The sequence below is a fragment of the Streptomyces sp. HM190 genome (assembly GCF_009857135.1).
GTDB classification, from domain to species: Bacteria; Actinomycetota; Actinomycetes; order Streptomycetales; family Streptomycetaceae; genus Streptomyces; species Streptomyces heilongjiangensis.
Genome location: NZ_CP047318.1, coordinates 6,815,563 through 6,837,088, shown reverse-complemented (window position 1 = coordinate 6,837,088; position 21,526 = coordinate 6,815,563). Strand labels below are relative to the sequence as shown.

Annotated in this window: 15 protein-coding genes; 5 read left to right on the top strand and 10 right to left on the bottom strand. The window is 74.2% G+C overall.

Annotation, left to right across the window (positions count from 1 at the left end; translation table 11 throughout):
* The first annotated feature begins 238 nt into the window (after nt 1–238).
* The 3 genes from glgX (at nt 239) to GSY65_RS29230 (ending at nt 6,188) form a co-directional block, all read left to right on the top strand.
* A complete protein-coding gene (glgX, locus tag GSY65_RS29240) occupies nt 239–2,395 on the top strand; it encodes a glycogen debranching protein GlgX (RefSeq protein ID WP_159774248.1) in 2,157 nt (718 codons plus the stop codon).
* 70 nt (nt 2,396–2,465) lie between these two features.
* Nucleotides 2,466–4,799 carry a malto-oligosyltrehalose synthase gene (treY, locus tag GSY65_RS29235; protein ID WP_159774246.1) on the top strand — a complete coding sequence of 778 codons (2,334 nt, stop codon included), beginning with the start codon at nt 2,466–2,468 and terminating at the stop codon, nt 4,797–4,799.
* Nucleotides 4,800–4,937: 138 nt separating this feature from the next.
* Entirely contained in the window at nt 4,938–6,188 is a 1,251-nt protein-coding gene (locus GSY65_RS29230) for a M14 family zinc carboxypeptidase (RefSeq protein ID WP_201452850.1), read from the top strand.
* An 18-nt stretch (nt 6,189–6,206) separates the two neighbouring features.
* Here GSY65_RS29230 and GSY65_RS29225 read toward each other — a convergent pair whose 3' ends face one another.
* The 3 genes from GSY65_RS29225 to GSY65_RS29215 form a co-directional block, all read right to left on the bottom strand.
* Nucleotides 6,207–6,614 (bottom strand): SSI family serine proteinase inhibitor, encoded by a 408-nt coding sequence (locus GSY65_RS29225; RefSeq protein ID WP_159774242.1) that lies wholly within the window; start codon nt 6,612–6,614, stop codon nt 6,207–6,209.
* Nucleotides 6,611–7,963, bottom strand: coding sequence for a M14 family zinc carboxypeptidase (locus GSY65_RS29220; protein ID WP_201452706.1), 1,353 nt, complete (start codon nt 7,961–7,963; stop codon nt 6,611–6,613). Before GSY65_RS29220 ends, GSY65_RS29225 begins: the two co-directional genes overlap by 4 nt.
* Before the next feature lie 194 nt (nt 7,964–8,157).
* The gene (locus tag GSY65_RS29215; RefSeq protein WP_159774238.1) at nt 8,158–8,709 is read right to left on the bottom strand and encodes a DUF1707 and FHA domain-containing protein; all 552 of its coding nucleotides are present in this window, start codon (nt 8,707–8,709) and stop codon (nt 8,158–8,160) included.
* A gap of 216 nt (nt 8,710–8,925) precedes the next feature.
* On the opposite strand from GSY65_RS29215, the gene treZ reads away from it, so the two are divergent.
* Nucleotides 8,926–10,671 carry a malto-oligosyltrehalose trehalohydrolase gene (gene treZ, locus GSY65_RS29210; protein WP_159774236.1) on the top strand — a complete coding sequence of 582 codons (1,746 nt, stop codon included), beginning with the start codon at nt 8,926–8,928 and terminating at the stop codon, nt 10,669–10,671.
* A gap of 286 nt (nt 10,672–10,957) precedes the next feature.
* Here the strand turns inward: treZ and GSY65_RS29205 are convergent, their stop codons facing one another.
* Both GSY65_RS29205 and GSY65_RS29200 read right to left on the bottom strand, forming a co-directional pair.
* Nucleotides 10,958–11,899 (bottom strand): aminoglycoside phosphotransferase family protein, encoded by a 942-nt coding sequence (locus GSY65_RS29205; RefSeq protein ID WP_159774234.1) that lies wholly within the window; start codon nt 11,897–11,899, stop codon nt 10,958–10,960.
* A 52-nt stretch (nt 11,900–11,951) separates the two neighbouring features.
* Complete coding sequence (locus GSY65_RS29200) at nt 11,952–13,121, bottom strand: M24 family metallopeptidase (RefSeq protein WP_443043261.1); 1,170 nt, start codon at nt 13,119–13,121, stop codon at nt 11,952–11,954.
* A 239-nt stretch (nt 13,122–13,360) separates the two neighbouring features.
* On the opposite strand from GSY65_RS29200, the gene GSY65_RS29195 reads away from it, so the two are divergent.
* The gene (locus GSY65_RS29195; protein ID WP_159774232.1) at nt 13,361–14,116 is read left to right on the top strand and encodes a phosphodiesterase; all 756 of its coding nucleotides are present in this window, start codon (nt 13,361–13,363) and stop codon (nt 14,114–14,116) included.
* A gap of 67 nt (nt 14,117–14,183) precedes the next feature.
* Here GSY65_RS29195 and GSY65_RS29190 read toward each other — a convergent pair whose 3' ends face one another.
* From GSY65_RS29190 to GSY65_RS29170, 5 genes are all read right to left on the bottom strand, one after another.
* Nucleotides 14,184–14,825, bottom strand: coding sequence for a PDZ domain-containing protein (locus tag GSY65_RS29190; RefSeq protein ID WP_159774230.1), 642 nt, complete (start codon nt 14,823–14,825; stop codon nt 14,184–14,186).
* Nucleotides 14,826–15,058: 233 nt separating this feature from the next.
* Entirely contained in the window at nt 15,059–17,266 is a 2,208-nt protein-coding gene (gene cyc2 / locus GSY65_RS29185) for a germacradienol/geosmin synthase Cyc2 (RefSeq protein ID WP_159774228.1), read from the bottom strand.
* A 101-nt stretch (nt 17,267–17,367) separates the two neighbouring features.
* Entirely contained in the window at nt 17,368–18,510 is a 1,143-nt protein-coding gene (locus tag GSY65_RS29180; protein WP_159774226.1) for a damage-control phosphatase ARMT1 family protein, read from the bottom strand.
* Nucleotides 18,503–19,216 carry a hypothetical protein gene (locus tag GSY65_RS29175; protein WP_236580107.1) on the bottom strand — a complete coding sequence of 238 codons (714 nt, stop codon included), beginning with the start codon at nt 19,214–19,216 and terminating at the stop codon, nt 18,503–18,505. The genes GSY65_RS29180 and GSY65_RS29175 overlap by 8 nt, the downstream gene beginning before the upstream one ends.
* A gap of 104 nt (nt 19,217–19,320) precedes the next feature.
* On the bottom strand, nt 19,321–21,141 hold the full coding sequence (locus GSY65_RS29170; protein WP_159774224.1) for a S8 family peptidase: 1,821 nt from the start codon (nt 21,139–21,141) through the stop codon (nt 19,321–19,323).
* Nucleotides 21,142–21,526 lie beyond the last annotated feature (385 nt).

Genomic DNA, 21,526 nt, shown 5'->3' with positions numbered 1-21,526 from the left:
CGGGAGCGGGCGGCGGTGCAGCCGGATGGACAGGTCGTTTCTCAACCACCCCCTGTCGTACGGCGGTTCCGTTTCCGGGGCGGGTGGGCGGTGGACCGGTCCGGGTGCCCGCCCCGAAGAGGGGTGACGCACGGCGCCGCGGCAAGAAAGACATATGCCGTCGTTGGTTCCCCACTTTGGGGGAGACTCCCTTCGACAGTCGCCCCGGCGGCGCGCGACAACGGGAAGAGTCGTATCCATGCAGGTCTGGCCTGGACAGGCGTATCCGCTCGGTGCCACGTACGACGGCGCCGGCACCAACTTCGCGGTCTTCTCGGAGGCCGCGGACCGAGTCGAGCTGTGTCTGCTGCACGACGACGGCTCCGAGACGGCGGTGGAACTGCGCGAGACGGACGCGTTCGTGCGGCACGCGTACCTGCCGGGCGTGATGCCCGGGCAGCGGTACGGGTTCCGTGTGCACGGCCCGTACGCGCCGGAGCGGGGGCTGCGCTGCAACTCCGCGAAGCTGCTCCTGGACCCGTACGCGCGTGCGATCAGCGGCTCCGTCAGCTGGGGGGAGGAGGTGTACGGCTATCACTTCGGGGCCCCCGAGCGGCGCAACGACCTGGACTCCGCCCCGCACATGATGACGTCGGTCGTGGTCAACCCCTACTTCGACTGGGGCGACGACCGGCGGCCGCGCACCGAGTACCACCACACGGTGATCTACGAGGCGCACGTCAAGGGCCTCACCATGCGGCACCCGGGGCTCCCCGAGGAGCTGCGCGGTACGTACGCCGCGCTCGCCCACCCGGCGGTCATCGAGCACCTGACCGAGCTGGGGGTGACGGCGCTGGAGATGATGCCCGTGCACCAGTTCGTGAACGACCACCGGCTGGTCGACATGGGCCTCAGCAACTACTGGGGATACAACACGATCGGCTTCTTCGCCCCGCACAACGCGTACGCCTCCTGGGGCGACCGGGGGCAGCAGGTGCTGGAGTTCAAGTCGGCGGTGCGGGCGTTGCACGAGGCGGGGATCGAGGTGATCCTCGACGTGGTCTACAACCACACCGCCGAGGGCAACCACCTGGGCCCGACGCTGTCGTTCCGGGGCCTCGACAACCCGTCGTACTACCGGCTGACGGACGACCCCCGCTACTACATGGACACCACGGGGACGGGCAACTCGCTGCTGATGCGGTCCCCGCACGTCCTGCAGCTGATCATGGACTCGCTGCGGTACTGGGTCACCGAGATGCACGTGGACGGGTTCCGCTTCGACCTGGCCGCCACGCTGGCCCGGCAGTTCCACGAGGTGGACCGGCTGTCGTCGTTCTTCGACCTGGTCCAGCAGGACCCGGTGGTCTCCCAGGTGAAGCTGATCGCGGAGCCCTGGGACGTCGGCGAGGGCGGCTACCAGGTGGGGAACTTCCCGCCGCTGTGGACCGAGTGGAACGGCAAGTACCGGGACACCGTGCGGGACCTGTGGCGCGGTGAGCCGCGCACCCTCGCCGAGTTCGCGTCGCGGCTGACCGGCTCGTCCGACCTCTACCAGGACGACGGGCGGCGCCCCCTGGCGTCCATCAACTTCGTGACCTGCCACGACGGCTTCACGATGCGGGACCTCGTCTCGTACGACGACAAGCACAACGACGCCAACGGCGAGGACAACCGCGACGGCGAGAGCCACAACCGCTCGTGGAACTGCGGCGTCGAGGGCGAGACCGACGATCCCGCGGTGCTCGCGCTGCGGGTCCGGCAGATGCGGAACTTCATCGCCACGCTGATGCTGTCGCAGGGCGTGCCGATGCTCAGCCACGGCGACGAGTTCGGCCGCACGCAGCGGGGCAACAACAACGCGTACTGCCAGGACAACGAGCTGTCCTGGGTGCCCTGGCCGTCCGCCGCCGGTGAGGGCGACGACGGGGAGGGCGAGGGGGACGGGAACGCCGACGCCTTCAGTGGTCTGGCGGCCTTCACCCGCGCGATGGTCTGGCTGCGCAAGGACCACCCCGTCTTCCGGCGGCGGCGGTTCTTCCACGGGCGGCCCGTGGAGGGCACGCACGACGAGCTGTCGGACATCGCCTGGTTCACCCCGGAGGGCCGGGAGATGACCCAGCGGGACTGGGACTCGGCCCGCGCGGGGGCGCTGACCGTGTTCCTCAACGGCAACGCGATCTCCGAGCCAGGCGCGCGCGGGGAGCGGATCACCGACGACTCGTTCCTGCTGATGGTCAACGCCTCGGCCGAGCCGCTGGAGTTCGTGGTGCCCGTCAACCACGGGCGGCAGTGGCAGGTGGTCGTGGACACGGGACGGGACGACGCGGTGCCCGAGGACGGGCCGAAGGTGGACGCCGGGGAGCGGGTGACCCTGGTGGACCGGAGCCTCGCGGTGCTGCGGCGGCCGGCGTAGCGGCCGGAAAACCACGCCTCCTCGCGTGTCAGGGCGCTCCAATCCGTCACGGGCGGGTACGTAGGTCCCTATGACGTCTGCCGTGCCTCGCGCCACCTACCGGCTCCAGCTCCAGCCCGCGTTCCCGTTCGCCGCCGCGGCGGACGCGGTGCCGTACGTCGCCTCGCTCGGCGTGTCGCATCTGCACCTGTCCCCGGTGCTGGAGGCGGTACCGGGGTCGGCGCACGGGTACGACGTGGTCGATCACGGGCGGGTGCGCGGGGAACTGGGGGGTGAGGCGGGGCTGCGGGAGCTGGCCCGGGTGGCCCGGGAGCACGGTCTGGGACTCGTCGTGGACATCGTGCCGAACCACATGGCGATGGCGCCCCGGCACAACCGGCCGCTGTGGGAGGTGCTGCGGGAGGGTCCGGGCTCGCCGTACGCGCGGTGGTTCGACATCGACTGGGAGGCGCGGGGCGGGCAGGTGCTGCTGCCGGTGCTCGGGGGGCCGCTGGGCGACGAGATCGACCAGTTCGTCGTGGACGGGCAGGAGCTGCGGTACCACGACCACGTCCTGCCGCTGCGGGAGGGAACCGAGAAGCTGCCGCTGCCGCGGCTGCTGGACGCGCAGTGGTACCGGCCGGTGTGGTGGCGGCTGGCCCGCACAGAGCTGAACTACCGGCGGTTCTTCAGCATCTCGGAGCTGATCGGGGTGCGCGTGGAGGAGCCGGAGGTGTTCGACGCGACCCACGCGAAGATCCTGGAGCTGGTGCACGACGGCGTCGTCGACGGGCTGCGGGTCGACCATCCCGACGGGCTCGCCGACCCCGAGGCCTATCTGCGGCGGCTGCACGGGGCCACCGGCGGGCGGTGGACCGTCGTCGAGAAGATCCTCGCGGACGGCGAGGCCCTGCCGGCGGCCTGGCCGGTCGCGGGGACCACCGGGTACGACGCGCTGCGGCACGTCGACGGGCTGTTCACCGACCCGGCGGGGGCGGGCGAGCTGCTGCAGCGGTACCGGCGGTTCACGGCCGCCGAGCCCGACCGGGGCGGCGACTGGGCGGCGACCGAACGGCGGGCCGCGTACCAGGTGCTCACGCACGAACTGGCCGCGGAGGTGGACCGGCTCACCCGGGTGGCGCACGGGCTGTGCGAGCGCTCCCCGGAGCCGGTGCTGCGCGACCGCGCGCCGTGGGCGCTGCGCACTGCGCTGTGCGAGCTGCTCGTGCGGATGGAGGTCTACCGGCCGTACGCCGGCGAGGACGCCTCCCTGGTCGTCACCGAGGAGGCCGCCGCCGAGGCGCGGACGGCGTTCAGGGTGCCCGAGGAGGCACGGGCGGTCGACGTCGTACGGGACCTGGTGCTGGGGCGGTTCGTGGACGCGCCGGAGCACCTGGAGTTCCGGACGCGGTTCGCGCAGACCTCCTCCGCGCTGCGGGCGAAGTCGGTGGAGGACACGGCGTTCTACCGCTATGTGCCGCTGCTGTCCGCGAACGAGGTCGGCGGGAACCCGGGCAGCCCCGCCGTGCCCCCGGAGGACTTCCACGCCTACTGCGCGCGCGTGCAGCGGGACTGGCCGGTGACCGGGACGGTGCTGTCGACGCACGACACCAAGCGCAGCGCCGATGTCCGGGCGGCGGTCGCGGTGCTCGGCGAGTGTCCCGAGCGGTGGGCCGACGTGCTGGCGGAGGTGACGCGGGACGGTGCCGGGGCGCCGGACGCGCAGGTGGCGTGGGCCGCGTGGCAGACGGCGTTCGGGCTCGGGCCCGCCGACGCGGAGCGCCTGGAGGGAGCGCTGCTCAAGCATGTGCGGGAGGCGGGGCTGCACACCTCCTGGACCGAGCAGGACCCCGCGTACGAGCGGGCCGTCGCCGCGTTCGTGGCGCGGGGCCCGGCGGCGGACACGGAGGTCGCCGGGCGGCTGCGCGCCGAGCTGGCGCCCCACATCCGCGCGAACGTCCTCGGCGCGGCCCTGGTGCAGCTGACGATGCCGGGCGTGCCGGACGTCTACCAGGGCACGGAGGGCGAGTACCGGGCGCTGGTGGACCCGGACAACCGGGCGCCGTTCACCCCGCGGGAGGGTGACTCGGACAAGCACCGGGTCACCGTGGCCGCGCTGCGGCTGCGGCGGCGCCGGCCGGAGGCGTTCGGTGAGGCGGCGACGTACGCGCCGCTGGCGGCGGCGGGGCCGGCGGCCGGGCACTGCGTGGCGTTCGCGCGGTCCGGCGCGGTGGTCACGGCGGTCACCCGGCTGTCGCTGCGACTCGCCGGGGCCGGCGGCTGGGCGGGCACCAGGCTGGCCCTGCCGACGGGCCGGTGGGCCGACGTCCTCGGCGGGGAGCGCGTGTTCACGGGTGAGGTACCGGTGGCTGAACTGTTCGAAGGGCTGCCGGTGGCGCTGCTGGAGCGGGTCGGCGCAGAGTAGCGGCGAACTCCGCGCCGGTCGCCGTGAATGCCTCCGGGCGCCCCTGGGATCCGCCCCGTGCGCCGACGCACACTGCAGGCATCCCCGCGCTCCGCCCGGTCGGGCGCGGTGAGGTCGACGCAGGTGGACTGGACGGGGGTGGGTCTGCTGTTGGAGCCCGGATATCCCACGCTGGCGGAGCTGGAGTCGCGCGCGAGGGAGCTGACGGTTCGCCGGCCGCACCTGTGCGCCCTCAGGAGAATCGGTGTCTCGCGGGCCGGCCGGCCGCTGCGGCTGCTGTCCGTCGGGCAGGCGAGGCGTGCCGTCCTCGTCGTCGCGGGCGCCCACGCGAACGAGCCGACGGGCGGCTCGACGGTGCTGGCGCTCGCCGAGCGCGTGGCGCGGGACCGGGAGCTGCGGACCGGGGTCTCCTGGCACTTCGTGCTGTGCGCGGACCCGGACGGGGCGAGTCTGCACAGGGCTCCGGCCCCGCGCACCCTCCTCGACTACCACCTGGGGTTCTTCCGGCCGGCCGCGCCGGAGCAGCCGGAGTGGTCGCCCGCGGTGCTGCCGCCGGACCGGCTGCCGCCCGAGACGCGGGCGCTGCTGACGGTGCTGGACGAGCTGCGGCCCTACCTCCAGGTGACCCTGCACGGCACGGACCTCGGCGGCAGCTGGGTGCAGCTGACGAAGAACGTGCCGGGGCTGGCCGAACCGTTCGCCAAGTCGGCGGCGGAGCTGGGCATACCGGTGGAGACGAGCGCGTCCGACGCGGCGGGCTGGCCCGCCTCCGGCCCCGGGGTGTTCGTGATGCCGGGCCCCGGGCACGCGGCGTTCCCGAGCCTGCCCGACGACGCGCGGCACAGCACCTGGTACCACGCCCACCGGTACGGCGGGCTCACCGCGATCGTCGAGGTGCCGATGTGGGCGAGCGACCTGGTCGACGACACCGCCCCGCATCCGGCGCCGACGGCGGCGCTGCGGCGGCTGTCCCGGCGGCTGCTCGACGAGGCGGGCGAGGTGGAGCGGATCCTCGACGAGGCGCTGCCCCGGCTGCCGGGCCCCGAGGGGCCGCTGCTGCGAGCCGCCCGGTGGGCGCTGGAGCTGGTGCCGGGGCTCGCCCGCGACTGGGTGGCGGGGCCGCCGCCCGATGTGTCGCGGGCGTACGTCGGCAGTGTGGACGCCTTCGGGCGGCGGCTGCCGCTGCGGGCGGCGGCGATGCTGCGGCGGGTGCTGGTGGACGCCGGGGATCCGGGCGCGCCGCTGCTGGAGCGGCTCGTCGGCGAGTGGAGCGACTCGTTCGCCGACCGGTTCCGCGCGCGGTGGGTGCCGGTGCGGGACCAGGTGGAGCACCAGATGCGGACGGTGCTGGCGGCGGCCTCCCACGCCCGCGGTGACGGCGGGTCCTGAGCGGCCGCCGAGCCGCGGTCAGCCCGACAGGGCGAACACCGAGCCCGTGCGGGCGGCCATCACACAGCTGTTGGCGAAGGTGTGCTCGTAGGCGACGGGCCGGCCGTCCCACTCGCCGCGCGCGGTGGCCCGGACGGGGGCGTAGACCTGTACGCACATGCCGTTGCGCTGGGGGATGCGGCCGACGTCGCCGCCCGCCCCGGCCAGTTCCGCGCAGGCCTCGGCGGCGCGGGCGTGGCCCTGCGGCGGGTCGCACAGCAGCAGGGTGCCGCGGGTGTCGCTGGAGCGGGCGTCGCCGCGGGTGACGGTGACGTAGAGCCAGTTGCCCGGGAGGGCGGCGCCGGCGGGCGCGGCGGCGCCGAGGGTGAGGAGGGCGAGGGCCGCCGGCAGGCAGCCCCGGAGGGCGCGGAGGGTGGAGTTCGTCATTCCCGGTGCATCGGCACGGCGGGCTCGGAACTCCATTCCGGCTCACCCGAACGGGACGGGGCGCGCGGTCCGCCGCGGGCGGGTGTGGCGCGGGCCCGCCGGACGGCCAGCTCGAACGCGGCGAGGACGACACGGGTCTGGTACTCCGTCTGGCGGGCCACGGGGATCCAGCGGGCCCCGTAGTGGTCGCGGTAGTCGGCGCACCACTCGTCGAGGAGCCGGTTCAGCTCGGGCAGCGCGCCCGCCGGGTCGTGTCCGGCGCGGGTCACCAGCTGGTGCAGCAGTCCGGCGGTGCGCAGGGCGACCCGGCGGCCGGAGATGGCGAGGGTGGTGAGACGGGCGGTGTCGAGCGGGGGCAGGGGGCGGCCGGTGGCGTCGTGGACGTCGGGGTCCCAGGCGTCGGCGAGGCCGGGGCCGACCAGTACGTAGTCGTCGACCGGGGCGAGGAGCCGGGCGGCGTCGGGGCCGCGGCTCACCGAGGGGCGGACGCGGGCGAGGATGCCCTCCAGCAGGCGGGTGTCGCGGCGCAGCGCCCGGCTGACGGTGCGCAGGACCGCGGGGGCGTCGGCCGGGGGCGAGGCGTCCTCCACGGCGGCGACGCCCCACATGGGTGCCTCGACGACGGCGGTGAGGGTGCCGTAGCGGTGCGGGTGGTACCAGGTGGACTCGACGGCGGCCTCGGTGATGGCGGCGGCCAGGTCGCCGCGGCGCGGGGGTGGGATCCGGTAGACGGCGGGGCCGAGGCGCGGCCAGTACAGGGTGTCGTACGGGCTCAGTTCGCGGGGTACGGCGAGGCGTTCGGCGATCCGGGCGACCCGGTCGGCGAGGCCGGGCAGGTCGCGGGTGAGTTCGACGAAGCCGCCGCCGACGTCGACGCCGTGCAGGGAGCACTGGAAGAAGGGGCGCAGCTCGTCCTGGAGGGCGAGCAGGGCGCGGGTCTCCGGCAGGGCGGCGGCGGCCGCTCCGTCGGGCAGCCACTCGGGCTGTTCGAGGAAGCCGGGGCGGAAGAAGTGCCGGAAGTAGTGGCCGAGGGTGTAGGGGCCGGACAGCCAGTCCTCGTTGCGGCGGGAGCCGTCGGGGTCGAGGCAGAGCAGCAGGTTCCAGGTGGTGTCGGCGTGCTCGGTGAACCGGGGTTCGGCCAGGGCGCGTTCGGCGATCCGCAGGGCCGTGGCGCCGCCGACGGGTTCGTTGGGGTGCGGTCCGGCGACGACGAGCGCCTGGCGGGTGCCCCGGCCGACGGACAGCAGCCACATCGGGGTGCCCGCCCGTGAGGTGCCCACGCGGCGCAGCCGGGCGCGGTGCGGGTGTCGGGTGACGAGGGTCGCGGCGCGGGCGGAGAGCTCGTCCACCGTCGGGTAGCGGAGGAGCGGTGGCAGGGCGCACCTCCCCGGAGCGTGATGCCGTCGGTTCACCTGCTGTGCAGGGTGTACGCACAGTCAGTCATGGCCGAGAACGTACGTCAACACCCCGGAGCCCGAGGCACGTTCGGAAACTCGCTGCGTAAATCCCAGGCCAGAGCTTTGCGGTGGCGGCGCGGACGGGGTCAGTCGGAGGAGAGACGGAACGTCATGCGGCCGAAACCGACCTGGTCGCCGTCGCGGACGACGGCCGCGCCGATGACGCGCCGTCCGTTGACGGTGGTGCCGTTGGTGGAGCCGAGGTCGCGCAGGATCCATCTGCCGCCCTGCCGGGTCAGTTCGGCATGCACCCGGGAGACCGTCTCGTGGCTGAGCCGGAGCCCGTTGGCGGGGTCGCGGCCGATGCGCAGGCCGTGACCGCTCGCCGGGTGCGGCAGCTGGAGCTTGGGCAGCCGCTCGGCCTGCCAGGCCCGGCGGAGTTTCACCCCGAAGCCGGAGACCGCCCCGACGGTGCCGAGGACCAGCCGGGACCAGCGGCTCTCGACGGGCAGGTCGGCGGTGAGCGCGGCCAGTTCGTCGGAGCGACGGGCGGTGAGCGCCAGCTCCATGCGCCGGATGAACGTGTCGTGGGAGAGGCGACCGAGGGCGACGCCGTCACGGAGCACCCTCAGCGCGCGGTCGCGCTCGGCGTCCGACAGCCGCGCGGGGTACGTGTGGAACTCGAAGGACGACGTCACGCGTGTGATTGTCGGCCAGTGGAGCCGGGGTGTCCAGAAAACCCGTGAACGGTGACGATCCTCGGACATGACGGGCGACCGTGCGACTCGCGCGGCGATCGACACCGAACCGGGCGCGCCTCGATCTCGTTTGCCGCACGATGGACGGGAAGGCTCCATGACGACTCCTGACCGTCCCCCGACCAACACGACCGGCAGCCGAGGGAGAACCGTTCCGTGCAGTTCGAGGTGTGGGCACCGCAAGCCGACCGGATGACGCTCCACCGCGAGGGCGCCACGCACGCGATGGAGCGCGACCCCGAGCGCCCCGGCTGGTGGACGGCCGAGGCGGAGGCGACGGACGGCACGCGCTACGGGTTCGCCGTCGACGACGGCCCGGTCCGGCCCGACCCGCGCTCGCGCCGTCAGCCGGACGGCCCGGACGGGCCGAGCGCCGTCGTCGACCACGGGCGGTACGGGTGGCGGGTGCCGTGGACGGGGCGCGGGCTGCCGGGTGCCGTGCTGTACGAGCTGCACGTGGGCACGTACACGCCCGAGGGCACCCTGGACGCGGCCGCCGAGCGGCTCGGGCATCTCGCGGAACTGGGCGTCACCCACGTCGAGTTGATGCCGCTGTGTCCGTTCCCGGGGACGCACGGCTGGGGGTACGAGGGGGTGTCGCTGTGGGCCGTGCACGAGCCGTACGGCGGCCCCGAGGCGCTCAAACGGTTCGTGGACGCGGCGCACGGCCTGGGCCTCGGGGTCGTGCTCGACGTGGTCCACAACCATCTGGGCCCGTCCGGCAATTACCTGCCCGTCTTCGGCCCGTACTTCACCGAGCGGCACCACACGCCCTGGGGCGCCGCGGTCAATCTGGACGCGCCCGGCTCGGACGAGGTGCGGGCGTATCTCCTCGGGAGCGCGCTGGCGTGGCTGCGGGACTACCGGCTCGACGGGCTGCGCCTGGACGCGGTGCACGCGCTGCGGGACACCCGCGCGTGCCACTTCCTGGAGGAGCTGTCGACGGCCGTGGACGCGCTCGGCGCCGAGGTGGGGCGGCCGTTGTTCCTGATCGCCGAGTCCGACCTGAACGACCCCCGGCTCGTCACCCCGCGCGCGGAGGGCGGGCTCGGGCTGCACGCGCAGTGGAACGACGACTTCCACCACACGCTGCACACCACCCTGACCGGCGAATCGCAGGGCTACTACGCGGACTTCGCGCGGGCGGGACTGGCCGGTCTGGCCAAGACCCTCACCGGCGGGTACTTCCACGACGGCACGTACTCGTCGTTCCGGGGCCGGTCCCACGGCCGCCCCCTGGACCGTACGCGGGTCTCGGCGCACCGGCTGCTGGGCTACGCCCAGACCCACGACCAGGTCGGCAACCGCGCCCAGGGCGACCGGCTGTCGGCGGCGCTCTCCCCCGGTCTGCTGGCGTGCGCGGCGGCGCTGACGCTCACGGGGCCGTTCACGCCGATGCTGTTCATGGGCGAGGAGTGGGCCGCGGGCACGCCCTGGCAGTTCTTCACCGACCACACCGATCCGGAGCTGGCCGAGGCGGTACGGCGCGGGCGGCGCCGGGAGTTCGCGGAGCACGGCTGGGCGGAGGAGGACGTGCCGGACCCGCAGGACCCGGCGACGCGTGACCGCTCGTGCCTGGACTGGTCGGAGCCGTCGGCCGAGCCGCACGCGCGGATGCTGGCCTGGTACCGCGACCTGATCGCCCTGCGCCGCAGCCACCCCGACCTCTCCGACCCGGACCTGTCCGACGTCAAGGTCGCCTACGACGAGGACGCCCGGTGGTTCGGTTTCCGCCGGGGCGACGTCCGGGTGGCCCTCAACCTGGGCGAGGAACCGGCGGACATCCCCCTGGGCACGGCGGAGGCCCGGGTCCTGGCCGCGTGGGACCCGGTGAACCCCCCGGGCCCGGACGGCCTGCTGACCCTGCCGGGCGAGTCCTGCGTGGTGCTGACGGTGCCGTGACCCCGGCGGCGGGCCGGCCGGGGGCTGCGGCGCGCGGCGGGGCGACGGTCGGCGCCGGGCCGACACCGCGAAGGCGGGCGCAGGGTCAGCGCGGCGGCGGGCCGGGCGGCTCCGCCGTCCCGGCAGGGACGCGGGGACCTGTGCGAGCGACCGCGAACGGCCGCGGTCGCCGTACCACGGGCGCCCACGGGTTCCGAGGCGCCCCCGACACTCCGAGTCGCCCCCCTGGCTCCGGGGCACCCCGGACGCTCCCGGCGGGCGAGCCCGGCGCAGCGACGCGCGGGCCTCAGTCCTCTCCCCGCAGGTCGGTCACCCGCTCCAGCAGGATCGGCTCCCACGCCCGCCGCAGCCGCTCCCGCAGCACGGGCAGCGGCGCGGTCGCCTCCCGCCCCTGGACGGCCGCCGTGAGCGCGACCACCGTGTCGCAGCGGGCCAGCCAGAGCCCTCGCAGACAGGGCCGGGCACCGTACCCCGCGAGGGTCGCCGCGCGGACCGCGGCGGGCGCGCCGACCGCCGTCGCGAGGCGGGCGATGTCCTCGGCGGGATCACCGACCGCCGCGTCGCTCCAGTCCAGCACCCCCCGCACCCGCCCGTCGGCGCCGACCAGCAGGTGCTCGCCGGTCAGCGCGTGGTGCACCAGCACGGCCGCGGGAGCGGTGAGCTGCGCGGCGTTGGGCGCGGTGAGCTGCCCCAGCCGCGCCGGGTCGAACTCGTCGGCCCCGGCGAGCTGCTTGGCGGCCCGTCCCGCCGCCGTCCGCAGGGTCTCCAGGGAGCGCGGCGGCAGCCGGGGCACCCCGAGGGCCTCCGCCTGCCGCTGCGGTACCCCGCGCAGGCCGGTGAGGAGCCCGGCCAGGTCGTCCTCGCCGACGGCGGACACGTCGTGCACGGGGGCGGTGCTGCCGGGGACGCGCGTGTCGAGCGTGCAGGTGAGACCGCCGGACCATTCGCCGTGCGCGACGCTCACCGGGACGGCGACACCGACGTGCGGCCGGACCAGGTCGCGCAGCCGCAGTTCGCGCCGCTGCCGTACGACGGCGTGCCGGTCGGGGGCGAGGCGCAGCACATGGCGGCTGCCGACCCACCAGGTCCACGGCCCGCCCTCCTCGGTGACGGGCCGTACGTCGGGGCCGTCGCCGCCCGCGCCGCCGGCCCTCCCCTCGCCGTTCTTCAGCAGGGAACGGACCAGCCGGCGGACGGTGTCCGCGGTGGGTGTCGGTGCCTGGGTCATGGTCGCGCCGTTGTCGTCCGGAGGGGAGGGGGTTCGGGGCTCCTCGGAGGGGTCAGTGCACTATCGCGATGTCGCGCGGGGTGAGGTTGAGGCGCCGCCCGCCGTCCTCGGTGACGGTCACGATGTCCTCGATGCGTACCCCGAAGCGGCCCGGCAGGTAGACGCCGGGTTCGACGGAGAAGCACATGCCGGGCACGAGGGGCCGTTCCTCGCCCTCGACCATGTACGGCGGCTCGTGGGTGGTGACGCCGATGCCGTGCCCGGTGCGGTGGACGAAGCGGTCGCCGTACCCGGCGTCGGTGATGACGGCGCGGGCCGCGCGGTCGACGTCCTGGCAGGCGGCGCCGGGCCGGACCGCGCGGAACCCGGCCTCCTGTGCGGCGCGCACGAGGTCGTGCACCTCGCGTTCCTCGGCGTCGGGTTCGCCGACGTGGACGGTGCGGGAGGTGTCGGAGCCGTAGCCGTCCTTGAGTCCGCCGAAGTCGAGGACGACCATGTCGCCGTCGGCGATGACGCGGTCGCCCGCCTCGTGGTGCGGGTTGGCGCCGTTCGGCCCGGAGGCGACGATCGTGAAGTCGACCTGGGAGTGCCCGAACCGCCGCAGCAGGTCGGCGAGATCCGCGGCGACCTCGGTCTCCCGGCGCCCGGCGAAGCGGACCCGCCGGATCTCGTCGTACGCCCGGTCGGCGGCCGCGCCCGCCGCCGCCATCCGCTCCAGCTCCGCCGCGTCCTTGACGGCCCGCAGCATCGGCAGCGCCTCGGACAGCCCGACGTACGCCGTGCCGGGCAGCCGCCCCTGCAGGCCGAGCAGGTGCAGGGCCCAGGTGTTGTCGCTGACGCCGAAGCGGCCGCGGGGCCCGAGGAGGGGCACGGCCGTGTCGTAGGGGTCCGTGCCGTCGGCCCAGTCGCGCAGGTCCAGCGCGGGGCCGCCGGGGGCCTCCTCGGCGTCGGGGGCCTCCAGGGCGGGCACCACCAGCACCGGGTCCTCGCCGTCCCGCAGCACCAGCAGGGTGAGCCGCTCGGTCTCCGGCGGCCGGTACCCCGTCAGCCACACCAGGTCGGGGCCGGGCGCCACCAGCAGCCCGTCGAGGCCCGCCTCGGCCGCGGCGCGCGCGGCCCGCCGCATCCGGGCGCGGTAGTCGTCGACGGTGAAGGGCGTCAGGGGGCCGGGCGGGGCGTCGGCGGTCAGTGGCGCGGATCCGTGGCCAGACGTGCCGGTCATCCATGCCTCCGTGTGCTCGGAGTTCCCTGGGGCGGGGCGCGGCGCGCCCCACGGGCAGCATCCTGCCCGTCCGCGGCAGCGTGCGCGAGCCCATGGCCGCGGGGTGCGGCGCGCGTGCGCCCCGGCGCACAGCGGCAGAAGGAAGGGGGGCTAATGGTTCCTGATTGTCCATCCGTTAGAACTAATGCTTAGATTCACCTGTTCCATTACGGCAGCGGGCCCAAGGGAGGCGTACGGCGATGCTCGTACTCGCGCACATCAGTGATCTGCATCTGGACGGGACGGACCGGGCGACCCGCCGGGCCGAGCGGGTGCGGGACCTGCTGTGGGACCTGCCGGGCCGGGTGGACGCGCTGCTGGTGACCGGGGACATCGCGGACCACGGCACGGAGGACGAGTACGAGGAGGCCGCGCTCCTGCTCGGGCTGCGGGACGGGGACGCCCCGTTCCCGGTGCTCACCTGCCCGGGCAACCACGACAGCCGGGCGCCCTACCGCAAGGCGCTGCTCGGCGAACCGCCCACCGACGGGCCGGTCAACAGCGTGCGCCTCTTCGACGACGCGGCGGTACTGATGTGCGACTCCAGCGTGCCGGGGCGGGACGAGGGCGAACTGGACGCGCAGACGTACGCCTGGATCGAGGAGACCCTCGACGACCTCGACGGCGACCGGCCGGCGCTGCTCGCCTTCCACCATCCGCCGGTGGCGCTGCACCACCCGCTGCCGGACGCGTACCGACTGGGCCGGCCCACCGCGCTGGCCCGGCTGCTGGAGCGCCGGACCGAGATCGCGGGCATCGTCACCGGGCACGCCCACACCCCCGCCGCGACCACGTTCGCGGGGCGCCCGCTGGTCGTCGGGCCGGGGGTGACGTGGACACTCCGACTGCCCTGGGAGGGCGACCAGGCCGCGGACCGGGAGGCCCCGCCCGGACTGGCGTTCCACGTCCTGGACGACGAGGGCCGCCTGACGAGCCACTTCCGGGTGGCGCCCTGAGGTTCGTCGTCCGCCGGGGCCAGGGCGAGCACCGCCCGGTACGGCCGCCGGGGAACGGTCGGCGGGCTCAGACGGCCACCCCCGGTACGGCCACGAGGTGGCGGCGGTCGCCGTTCGCTTGGCGGACCAGGAGTTTCGCCGGGGTGCCGGGGCGCGCGGCGGCGATCGCCCGCGCGAGGTCGGCCGCCGAGCCGGTGCGGGTGTCCCCGACGGCGAGGACGACATCTCCCCGGACCAGGCCCGCGGCATGGCCGGGGCCGGGTACGTGCACCCCGACGACGAGCGCGCCTGCGCCCCCGGTGGCGTCGACGGCCTCGACACCGAGGGTCGCGCGGGCGAGGGCCGGGCCACCCGGGGCCGCGGCCAGGGCCGGTACCGGTGTGGTCGGCCGTACCCCACCGCTGTCGGGACGCGGGGAGGCGGCCGGGGTCCGCGGGGCCCCCGCGAGGGCGCCCGGACCGCTCATGGTGACGCCCAGCGCGCCGAGTCCGACGCCGGACAGGACCAGGACCACACAGGTGACCAGGGCGAACACCAGGCCGGCCACCCGCTGCCGCGCACGACGGGGCGCGGCGTGCGGTCGCCGGGCCGGCCCGGACGGCCGGTGCTCGTCGGACGCCGGGTCGGACGCAGGGTCGGGGACCTGCTCGGGGACCCCGCCCGGCATGTGGCCGGGCCTGGCCTTGGGTCTCAACGCGGTCTGCTCCATGGTGCGCGCCTCCGGTCCGCGGTTCGGGTCGGGCGGACATCTACCCGGTGCGCGACGGCGCGACGAGCCACGAAAGAGTGAGACTGACACCCCCTCAGCGCCGTTCACGCCGTTCACCGCACCCCACACCGGTCGCGCCTCTCGCGCGCGGGCCCGTTCGCGCGCGGGCCCTCCGGGCCGCGGCCGACCGCGGCCCGGAGGGTACACCTGCCGGCGGGAGCCGTGCGGGAGGGTCAGCCGACCCTGGCCGGGGCGAACGGCAGGGCCGGCACCCGGCCGGGGACGAAACCGTGGGCGCGCCGGGCCAGGAAGGCGGGCTTGTAGCGGTCGACCTGCCGGTGCCAGTTCAGGATGCCGGCGAGCCAGTTCCGCAGGTCGTCCACATAGCCGTCCATGATGTCGCGGGCCTCCCCCGACAGCTCGAAGTCGTCGTAGACAACGGGGAGTTCATGGGCGACGACGTGCTCGAACTGCCGCATGCGCTGGGTCATCAGGTCGTGCACCACGCCGAGCGCGGTCGGGTAGTCGCAGCCGAAGAAGTTCTGCACGACGAGGATCGCGTTGTGGACCTCGCCCTCGTACTCGATCTCCTTCTGGTACGAGAACACGTCGTTGATCAGGCACGCGTAGTCGATGGCCGCGTTCTCCAGGGAGCGGACGGGGCCGCAGCGGTAGACCTCGGGCGGGATCTTCGGACCGTGGCCCGTCCGGCACAGGCTGAGGGTGAGGTCGGAGCCGAAGGTGGCGCGCCGCATCTCCAGGTAGTCGACCGGGTCGGGGACCCGGTTCTGGAGCTGGTTGAACACCTCCCACACCCAGCTCTCGGTCATCTTGTCGACGGATGCCTTCAGGGTGCGTCGCTCGTCGGGGGTCATCTCCGCGGTGGTCCGCGCCCACAGGTCGATCAGGCCCCGCTCCATCCCGTTCACCGGGACGGGGACCGCCTCCCCCTCGACGGGCATGCAGTCGGAGAGCCGGGCCGTCGTGAGGCGTGCGGCGGCCAGGTCGCGGCGGTGGCCGAAGACGAGGGGGTAGTAGTCGTCGCCGTAGGTGCCCCAGGCCAGCCACTGCGAGCTGAGGTCCAGCTCCTCGGGGGTGGCGTCCGGGTCGAGGCCGGCCGCGCACAGGGGCAGGTCGGCAGCGGCGAGCCGCTCCTCGTCCCAGACGCCCTCGCCGAGGATGCCCATCGCGTGCGACCAGGCGGTGAGGCGTGGGCGGGCGGCGTCCAGATGCGGGCACAGCGCCACCTGGAACGGCATGTGGAAGTCGGGGATCAGGGAGGGTCCGACCTTCTGGTACGGAAGGTGCGCGCGGGTGCGCAGCCGTTCGGCGGCGGCGGAGGCGAACAGCGCCCCGACATCGGCGGCGGACGTGCCGAAGCCCGCCCCGGTGACCAGGGCGGGGCCGGACAGGAGCGCGCCGCCGAGGTCGAGCGGGCCGCGCGAGGAGGTCGCCCCGTCGTTCATGTAGCGGCTGGAGCGCATGTGCCACTCGTGACCGCCGGCCTGCCAGTCCTGCAGGCCCTTGGTGTACGCGGCGACGGCGGCGGCCTCGGGCGGGGTGAGCCCCTTCTCCAGGGCCAGCGCGGGGACCTCGGTGAGCGCGGTGTCCTCGAACTGGTGCAGCCGCGAGGTGAGGATGTCGTTGACGGTCTCGGCGGCCTGTTGCGTGTCGCAGCCGAAGAACGTCTCCAGGACGAGCACGCCGTTGCTGTTCTCCCCCTCCTCCTCGACCTCCCGCTGGTAGGAGAACAGGTCGTTGCGCAGGTGGACGGCGTCCGAGAACGTCTCCATCAGGACCCGCAGGGGCCGCGACTCGGCGACCGCCGCGGGAACCTCCGCGGTCGCGTACTCGACGAGGCCGGCGGACCAGGGGGCGCCGCCGACCTTCCGGCGCATCTCGATGTACTCGACGGGGTTGGCGATCCGCCCCTCGTTGATGTTGGACAGCTCCCACAGCGACTCGTTGAGCAGGTGCTCGGTCGCCACGGCGAAGCGGCGGCGCCAGTCCATCGACATCGACGGGACCGTGCGCGCCCAGAGGTCGGCGAGCCCGGCCTCCACCGGGTTCCGCGGCTCGGGGACGGGGGTGGCCAGGTCCAGCGGCATGAACAGCGGCAGCCGGTCGAGGTGGGCCTTGCCGCCGGGGCGGTCCTGGGAGCGCTTGAAGAGTTCCAGGAAGTGGTCGTCGAAGAAGAACACCCACACGTACCAGTCGGTGATGAGGGAGAGCGCCGGGCCGTCGCAGTCGGGGTGCGTGTACGCGCAGAGCAACCCGTAGTCGTGCGCGTCGAGGTCCGCCTGTTCCCAGACGCCGGAGCCCTCCAGCATGCCCATCTCCCGCGCCCACGCGCTGGTGTGGGCACGGGCCTCGTCGAGGTGGGGGTTCAGCCGCGCGGGGTACGGCAGGTAGAAGTGCGGGAGTCGGAACGGCTGCGTCATGGCCGGGCCCTACCCGTGGCCCGCGCCCGGCATCCGGACGGCGGAACATGATCACACCATCGCGTGAATCCGGGCGCTTCGCCCACGGACGCCCGGACTTCTCAGCTCGTACCGGCGTTCACCTGGATCACCGCGTGGGCTCCGCCGGTGCGCCACCGCTGCCCCTCAGCGGCCACGAGCGCGGCCTCGGTGGAGGCGTCCAGGCCCGTGACCACATCGGACTTCAGGGTGCGCAGGGCGGCCACCGGACCGGGGAAGTACGCGGTGGCCGAGGCGAAGGACGTGGTCGGCGGCCAGAGCCGGTCGCCCACCAGGCGCCGGTAGTTGAGGTCGCCCTTGAGGACGGTGAGGTCGGCGGAGGAGAACTCCTCGCGCAGGTCGTCCGGCATGTCCGCGTACGGCAGCGGGGCGCACGAGAAGGGGTGCGCCCGCAGCACGAGACGGCCGTCGGCGAGGGCGGACCACAGGCGGTCCCCGGCGGCGCTCTTCGCGGCGACGAGGTGGCGTACGGCGTCGAGGGCGTCGGCGGTGGTGGCGTCCGAGACGAAGTACGGGTACGGCTTCAGGTGCAGCACGGCGCGCTCGACGCCGCCGCGGGCGAGGAGGTCGTCGACGAGGAGGAGGTCGGGGATCAGTTCGCGGCCCGCGTTGTCGGCGACCAGGCAGAGGGTTTCGCCGCCGGACAGCAGGGACAGCAGTTCCTCGCTGTCGTCCGCGAGCAGCCGGGAGTCCGCCGCGGACCCGGCGCTCTGGATGCGGAAGCCGAGGTCGGCCCGGTTGCCCCAGAGCGAACCGTGCAGCAGGGCCGGCAGCCGCTCGTGCGGGGGCCGTTCGGCGAGGGCGTCGGCGGCGGCGAGTTCGGCCGCCGCCTCGGGGGTGTCGAGTTCGGCGAGCTTGAAGGGGCGGAACGGGTCGACGCCCTGCCAGGGGCCGGGGCCGAAGAAGCCGACGGCGTGCAGGAGCAGGCGGTAGAAGCAGCTCTCGGCGACGAGGAACGGCAGGTCGAACCAGGACCGGCCGGCGTGGCGGCGTACGTCCCAGACATCCCACCAGGGGTCGTGGTCCGGGGGTGCGAGGACGCCCTCGGTCGCGTCGTGCAGCAGTGTCGCGAGGGCGTGACGCTGCCCGGGCCCGTAGGGGGTGGCGTCGAGGACCTTGCGGATGAGGGCGGGGTGCCGTTCGGCGAGGACGGCGTGCGCGAAGGAGGCCGGGTCGGTGCCGTGGATGAGGGGGGCGTCAGACACGGTCGGGGGTCCCTCCGGGCGCGGTGGTCGCCGCGGGCGGCAGGGCGACGTCCTGGACCTTCTTGTCGAGCTGCTGCCCGTAGCCGGCCTCGGTCCACACGTACTTCTGGAACTGCTCGGGGGTCAGGACGCCCTGCCACGGGGTGCCCGCCGGGCAGAACACGGCGTCGCAGGCGGAGCAGTGGTGGGCCGGCTGCCAGAGGGCTTCGGCGCGGGGCCCGCCCCGCAGGACGGCCTTCCGTTCGCGCAGCTCGCCCCGGACCACGGCGAGGGTGCCGACGAACAGGGCCGCGGCGAGCAGCGAGCCGGCGACCGTGTACACGGGCTTGTCGTTCTGCAGGCCGCTGCGGGCGAGATAGGCGCCCATCGCGACGAGGACCATGCCCTCGACGAAGTGCAGGAGGGTGTCGAAGCGGGACGGCACCCCGGGGGAGCCGGCCAGCCGGTCGGTCAGTCCCCCGGTGCGGGACTCCGGGTCGGCGCAGGTCTCGGCGACCGTGCGCACCGACGGTCCGGACCCGCCGCAGCGGGGGCACACCGGCGCGACCGGCGCGGGGCCCCCACCGGTCCTGCCCGACGAGGCGTCGGTGCTCCCCGACGAGGCGTCGGCGTTCCCCGGCGAGGTCACGTCGGTGCTCCCCGGCTCGGTGCCGCCGGTCCGCTCCGGGCGGGGCCCGTCGGGCTTCTCGGTCTTCTTCGTCGACATGCGCCTACGCTAACGGCCCGCGGGAAAAGGGCCGGCGGCCGGCCGATGCCCGCTCGCATCGGTCGGCCGCCGGCAGTGGGGGGTGGCGGTCAGTGGGGCTGACGTCAGAAGGTCAGCTTCCAGCTGTTGAGCCGGCCGGTGTCCGCGGACGCCACGTCCTGGACACGCAGCTTCCAGGTGCCGTTGGCGACCTCGCCGGACGCGTTCACCGTGTAGGTGGTGTTCACGTCGTCGGCGGAGTCCGAGGAGCTGGAGGACTTCAGACGGTAGGTCGAACCGTCCGGAGCCACCAGGTCGAGGACCAGGTCACCGCGGTAGGTGTGGGTGATGTCCACACCGACCTGGAGGGTGGAGGGCGCGTTGCCGCTGCGCCCGGTGACGGAGATCGAGGACTCGATCGCCGCGCCGTTGTCCGGGATGGAGACGGCGGTGGTGTTGGTGAAGGTGGTGCCCCCCGTGGAGCCCCCGTCGGAGCCGCCGGACACCGCCTGCACCGTCCTGGCCGCGTCGGCCAGACCCGCGCCGCAGCCGCCGGAGCAGGAGCCGGGCAGGGCGCGGGCGTTGGCCTTGATCGCGGACTCGATCTGGGCCGGGGTCAGCGAGGAGTTCGCCGACTTCAGCAGGGCGGCGAGGCCCGCGATGTGCGGGGTGGCCATGCTGGTGCCCTGGTAGTACTCGTACGACTCCGAGGTCGGCGTCTTCGCACCCGCGTTCAGCGTGGACAGGATGCCGTTGGCGGTACCGGTGCTGGTCTGGCCGCCGGGCGCCGAGATGTCCACGAGCGAGCCGTAGTTGGAGTAGGAGGCCTTGGCGCCCGAGCGGTTGGTCGCCGCGACGGAGATGACGTTGTTGCAGTTGCCGGGCGAGTGGTTCGCCACGTTGTCGTTCTCGTTGCCGGCGGCCACGACGACGGTCGTACCGCGGTTCACGGCGGCGTTGATGGCGCTCTGGGTGGCGGTGGAGCAGGCGCCGTCGCCACCGAGGCTCATGTTGATGACCTTGGCGACGTTGGTGTTGGCCGGGACGCCGGAGACGGTGCCGCCGGAGGCCCAGGTGATGGCGTCGATGATGTCCGAGTCGTAGCCACCGCACTTGCCGAGGACGCGGACCGGGGAGATCTTCGCGCCGTACGCGATGCCGGCGATGCCCTTGCTGTTGTTGGTGACGGCGGCGATGGTGCCCGCGACGTGCGTGCCGTGCCAGGAGGAGTCGCTGGCGGGGACGCCGGAGCCGCATTCGCCAGCGTTGTACCAGTCGCCCGGGTCGGCCGGGTTGCTGTCGCGGCCGTTGCCGTCGACGGAGACCGCGGTGTCGGCGATGAAGTCGTAGCCGCCGACGATGTTCGCGGCCAGGTCGGAGTGGGCGACGTAACCGGTGTCGATGACGGCGACGGTCACCCCGGTGCCGGTGGTGACGTCCCAGGCGCCCGGCACGCGCATGCCCGCGGTGGACTCGAAGAGGTCCCACTGCTTGCTGTACTCGGTGTCGTTCGGGTCGGCCTTGGGCTTGTTGAGGCGGTCGGGGACGACATAGGCGACCTGCGGGTCGGACCGGTACTCGGCGATGACGTCGGCGACGTCCGTCCGGGTGAGGTCCTCGCCCAGGTCGACGAGGGCGGCACCGGTGCCGAGGCGGCGCTGGAAGTCGAGGTTCTCGCCCGCCTCCTTGCCCTTGGCCTCGGCATCGGCGGAGGCGGCCTTGTTCGACGTGGCCTCGGCCGCACCGGACTTGTAGCCGACGATCAGGCGCTCGGCGACGGTGCCGGGGGCGGCCTCGGTGGCGCCTGCGAGGACCGGGGCGGGGTCGGCCTGGGCGGTGGGGGCCTGGGCGACGGCGACCGACGTGGTCGTGCCGGCGACCAGGGCGACGGAGACGGCGACGACGGATATGAGCTTCCGTCCGGTGGTGGGGGTGGAGGTACGCAAGGGCTTCGCCTTTCGTGGCCTGCTCATGTCAGGGGAGGAGCGGCAGTGGGGCGCTTCGTCGTCGAAGCGGCGGGGGGTCCAGAAAGGGGGGTGGCACCGAGGCCGGCCAGGAGCGCAAGCTGCTCACCAGGGGTTACCTGTGGTTCAGCTGTGGCAGCACAGTAGGCAGAGCCCTGGTGACGGGGATACGGGGAAAACCCTCGACCCCTCTGAGGAACTCCCCTATCCCGTACGGCAGTCGGGGCCGATATGCCGCTTCGCCGGGTTTGCCGAGGCACCCGTCGGGACCCGGCGCGCGGCTGGATCCGACCGGTCGAACAGGGTCGGGGTGCGTTGAACGCGCTCCTGCCGGGTCCCGTACGACACGGTGGACCACCCGCCTTCG

Coding starts and splice junctions, on each gene's coding strand:
- glgX (WP_159774248.1), top strand. CDS start 239: ATGCAGGTCTGGCCTGGACAGGCGTATCCGCTCGGTGCCACGTACGAC.
- treY (WP_159774246.1), top strand. CDS start 2,466: ATGACGTCTGCCGTGCCTCGCGCCACCTACCGGCTCCAGCTCCAGCCC.
- GSY65_RS29225 (WP_159774242.1), bottom strand. CDS start 6,614: ATGACGAACTCCACCCTCCGCGCCCTCCGGGGCTGCCTGCCGGCGGCC.
- GSY65_RS29205 (WP_159774234.1), bottom strand. CDS start 11,899: ATGACCCAGGCACCGACACCCACCGCGGACACCGTCCGCCGGCTGGTC.
- GSY65_RS29200 (WP_443043261.1), bottom strand. CDS start 13,121: ATGACCGGCACGTCTGGCCACGGATCCGCGCCACTGACCGCCGACGCC.
- GSY65_RS29195 (WP_159774232.1), top strand. CDS start 13,361: ATGCTCGTACTCGCGCACATCAGTGATCTGCATCTGGACGGGACGGAC.
- GSY65_RS29190 (WP_159774230.1), bottom strand. CDS start 14,825: ATGGAGCAGACCGCGTTGAGACCCAAGGCCAGGCCCGGCCACATGCCG.
- cyc2 (WP_159774228.1), bottom strand. CDS start 17,266: ATGACGCAGCCGTTCCGACTCCCGCACTTCTACCTGCCGTACCCCGCG.
- GSY65_RS29175 (WP_236580107.1), bottom strand. CDS start 19,216: ATGTCGACGAAGAAGACCGAGAAGCCCGACGGGCCCCGCCCGGAGCGG.